Origin of the sequence: Terrisporobacter muris (assembly GCF_024621905.1) — a bacterium.
Classification (GTDB): domain Bacteria; phylum Bacillota; class Clostridia; order Peptostreptococcales; family Peptostreptococcaceae; genus Terrisporobacter; species Terrisporobacter muris.
Genome location: NZ_JANKBY010000337.1, coordinates 1 through 3776, shown reverse-complemented (window position 1 = coordinate 3776; position 3776 = coordinate 1). Strand labels below are relative to the sequence as shown.

Annotated in this window: 4 protein-coding genes; all 4 read right to left on the bottom strand. The window is 26.0% G+C overall.

What is annotated here, in order from left to right:
• Positions 1-319: 319 nt before the first annotated feature.
• The 4 genes from lepB to NSA58_RS17275 all read right to left on the bottom strand — a co-directional run bounded on the left by lepB (position 320) and on the right by NSA58_RS17275 (position 3727).
• A complete protein-coding gene (gene lepB, locus NSA58_RS17290) occupies positions 320-856 on the bottom strand; it encodes a signal peptidase I (RefSeq protein WP_039678386.1) in 537 nt (178 codons plus the stop codon).
• A gap of 452 nt (positions 857-1308) precedes the next feature.
• Positions 1309-1479: a GNAT family N-acetyltransferase gene (locus NSA58_RS17285; RefSeq protein WP_242842683.1), complete on the bottom strand. Its 171-nt coding sequence runs from the start codon at positions 1477-1479 to the stop codon at positions 1309-1311.
• Positions 1480-1875: 396 nt separating this feature from the next.
• Positions 1876-2916 carry an acyltransferase gene (locus NSA58_RS17280; protein ID WP_074078969.1) on the bottom strand — a complete coding sequence of 347 codons (1041 nt, stop codon included), beginning with the start codon at positions 2914-2916 and terminating at the stop codon, positions 1876-1878.
• 76 nt (positions 2917-2992) lie between these two features.
• Complete coding sequence (locus NSA58_RS17275) at positions 2993-3727, bottom strand: SGNH/GDSL hydrolase family protein (RefSeq protein WP_052232848.1); 735 nt, start codon at positions 3725-3727, stop codon at positions 2993-2995.
• Positions 3728-3776 lie beyond the last annotated feature (49 nt).

Sequence of the window (3776 nt, the reverse complement as noted above, 5' to 3'; positions counted from 1 at the left end):
TCTCTATGAAATATTAAATTTACTTTTATTTATCGCCTAAATTTATTAACATTGTCCATTATATAATATAATCACCCAATATCAAAATAAATCTTCGGATATATTGAATATGAATAAAAAAAGACTTATATCTTTTGTTATATAAAATGTATCCTATAGAATACACCTTATAAAGATCTAAGCCTTTTGGGTTCCAACTATACTTCTTTAAAGCATTTATTCCCATTCCCCTGTATCTTAATAGATTTTTAGGATCTAAAATAACTATTACGATTTGTTAATTTACTATTATATTAACATAAATTCACATTTTATATATTTAGTTAATGCTTCCTATCTTATCAAAGGGATACACCCTCATAGAAACTTTGCCAACCACATCATCTAAAGATATTGTCCCTATTCGATCATCTCTACTGTCTAAACTATTTTCTCTATTATCACCCATAATAAAAATATTATTTTCAGGAACTATAATATCTATATCCCCAGATGTATATACTCCTTTTATGTAGCTTTCATTTAAAAGTTCATCATCTATATAAACTTCACTGTTTTTTATAACTATATGCTCACCAGGCAAAGCAATTACCCTTTTAACTAAGCTTTTTTTCTTACTGCTTTTATCATCTATTAACTCTGTTTTAAAAACTATTATATCTCCTCTTTTAGGACCTTCAACCTCATATGTTAACTTGTTTATGAATAAATAATCATTATCCTTTAATGTTGGATACATAGATTCTCCACTAACTGTGGTTGGTTGCACTACTATTGTTATCACCATTGCAAGAACTATGGAAACAGATATGCTTTTAGCCCATTCTATTAGTTCACTTTTCACTTTTTTATTCAAAGTTAATACCCCCTAATATAATTATACTTTTAATAGATCTTAAATCTTCTAAAATATGTTTTTATATAATGTCTAATTAATATAGTTTATCGATACTTACGATAGTAAAAATAGCTATCACTCTCCATATTAGGTTGCTTATGACTTATTGGAGTTCTTTTTTCAAATAATTCAAAACCACATTTTTTAGCAAGATTACACGATGCCAAATTAGCACAGTCAATAGTCAAAATAAGATATTTTATGTTTGATACATTAAAACACCAATTTACTAATTCATTTACTGCCTATACTGTATATCCTTTTCTTTGGTATTTTTCTTACATAAAGTATGCTATTTCAACTTCATTTGATGTGTCTTCAAGTCCAACACCAACCATACCAATCATTTCATCTGTATCACTTGATGCAATTACATATCTTTTGTTTTCATAAATATCAGTTGAATGTTTTTAAGTTTGACGCCAGTCAATATATGGAAAGTAAGACTGTGGCGAATCTCCATTTTCTGACCAATCAGGCATGAATCTTAAGATATCCTTTTCTCTAACAATTCTATAAAGGTTTTCAGAATCCTTTCTTTCAAAATCTCTGATTACTATTCTATTACTTTCTATTCTCATATTTCCCCTAACCTCCTAGTACAACACGGATAACAATTAAACATAAATTTTGAGTACTTAAGTATATAATTCTCAATAAAAGTTAATTCTCCTGTATTTATCCTACAATAATACAGTTTACCTGCTTAATATAATTTGAGAGTATTCCTCACATTTACTAAAATATACTTCTATCTCATTGATAGATTTTTGCAACAAAAAAGCCTGGATAATCCGTTCTCCAGGCTTTTTTCGGGACATATGAATATGTTTGTATCTATGAACAAAGAATTTCTTATTAGTACATTTAAATTATGTACATTCTTTTAAATTTATATACATATATTTTAATATTTTTCATTTTTTACATATATTACTAATTTCAGTTCGTCTTCTATTTTTTCCACTGTATATTATTTATCTTAATTTAATATACCTGACTCTTAGTTTTGCAACCATATATGCAAAGACAAAAGAAATAAGTACCAAAGGTATCATTAAATATATATATTTTTCTTGTGGAATGTTATACGGCTTCAATACTCTATAAGTCAATCTATCTGTTATAAATGATGCTAGATAGATATCTAGTGTTAATTTAGATATACTTATTATAATTTTCCTAAATGAATTATTCTTTATTTCAAGTTTATAAAGTAAAATAAAAATCAAGTATCCTTCTACTAATCTAAAAATTGAAGAATAATCCGTCAGTATGTGCTTATACTCTCCATTACCTGCTGCAGTATATTCTATGATAGCTTGGATTAATACTATCACTATTATAAATCCAATATTTTTTGGAACACTAATTTCTGGTTTAAATTCTTTTATATACTTACCTACAAAATAATAAGTTAACGGATATATGCTCTCCCAATAACTTGGTATATGTAACTCTCTTATGGTTGTAGCACAAGTGAGCAGTGCTAGTATTCCTATTAGTATAGTTTTTTCTTTTTTATTTTCTAATGAGTTGTACATTTTATTTAAAAAAGGTATTAGCAAAAATAGTCCAAAGTATAGGTTTATATACCAAGAATATCTATGTCCTTTAAAATGTAATATTTGGTCTATCCATAATGGTATATTAAAAGGTATTTCCCCTATATGACTTCTATATATAAGTGCTGGTATTGAATATAAAAGATATAGATATATAATTGGTAATATCTTTTTATAATAATCCTTATTTATTTTTGTATTATTATTTAAATAGCCTGTAGCCATTACAAATAATGGAATACATATTAGACATATTTGCTGGATTACTGTTTGTATAAATAAATTAGCATTGTTTAAATCAACTCTATAATATCTAGTGTTTAAAAAAAAATGTACTCCAACAACGGATAGTATAGCTATTGATTTAACAACATCTACACCAATCTCTCTATCTGATAGTGCATATTCTAAATCTAGTTTTATAGTTGATTCAATTGTTTCACTTTGTTCCATTTGTAGTTTCTCCCCATATATATTTATATCATACATATAAACATAGAAGAATTTGTAACTCTTCTCTATTTTACATCTATATATTTAATAAAAATCTATACATTTTTTCTGATATTCTTTCATATCCATTTTTATTTGGATGCAAATTATCTCTTGTATATATTTTCATAGTTTGATCTGTAAATCCACTAGTTGAATATAAATCTAAAACAGGTAATGAGTATTTTTCACCTAAAGCTTTTGTAGCATTTACATAATCAATAAGTTTACTCCCTACTTCATTTGTATGGTTCATGTCATATCCATCTTTTGTTCTTTGCAAAGGTGTAATTAATACCAGTTCAATATATGGATTTGATGATAGTATTTTTTCAATCAACATCTGATAAGATCCAATAAAAGTACTTTCATCATAGATATTTTTACTCTTTTCTTCAATTTTACCTAGTTTTTTATTATATCTATAGTCATTAGTCCCAATAAATATTGTTACTAAGTCATATTCTTTGTAATTAATATTTTTCCCCATTGAATAAGTTGATTCATTTGTTTTTTGGTAAGCCATAGTCTGTCCATTGATACCTTTATTTTCTACCCTTGAAAAACCTAATTTTTCTTTAACTATTGGCTGATATCCATTGGCTTTAGTGATACTATCACCTAGGGTTAACCATACTTTTTCGTTCCATTTATCTAAATATCCATTTTCACAATCTACTTTTTTACCTTGTGCACTTATAATTGTTATGTAAAAAACAAAGCAAATTATAAATGTGAAAAATAATATTTTAGTATTTTTTTTATTTATCATAAGTAAAACCTCCTATATTTTATTATTTAAATAGGAGCGTTTTTTATTA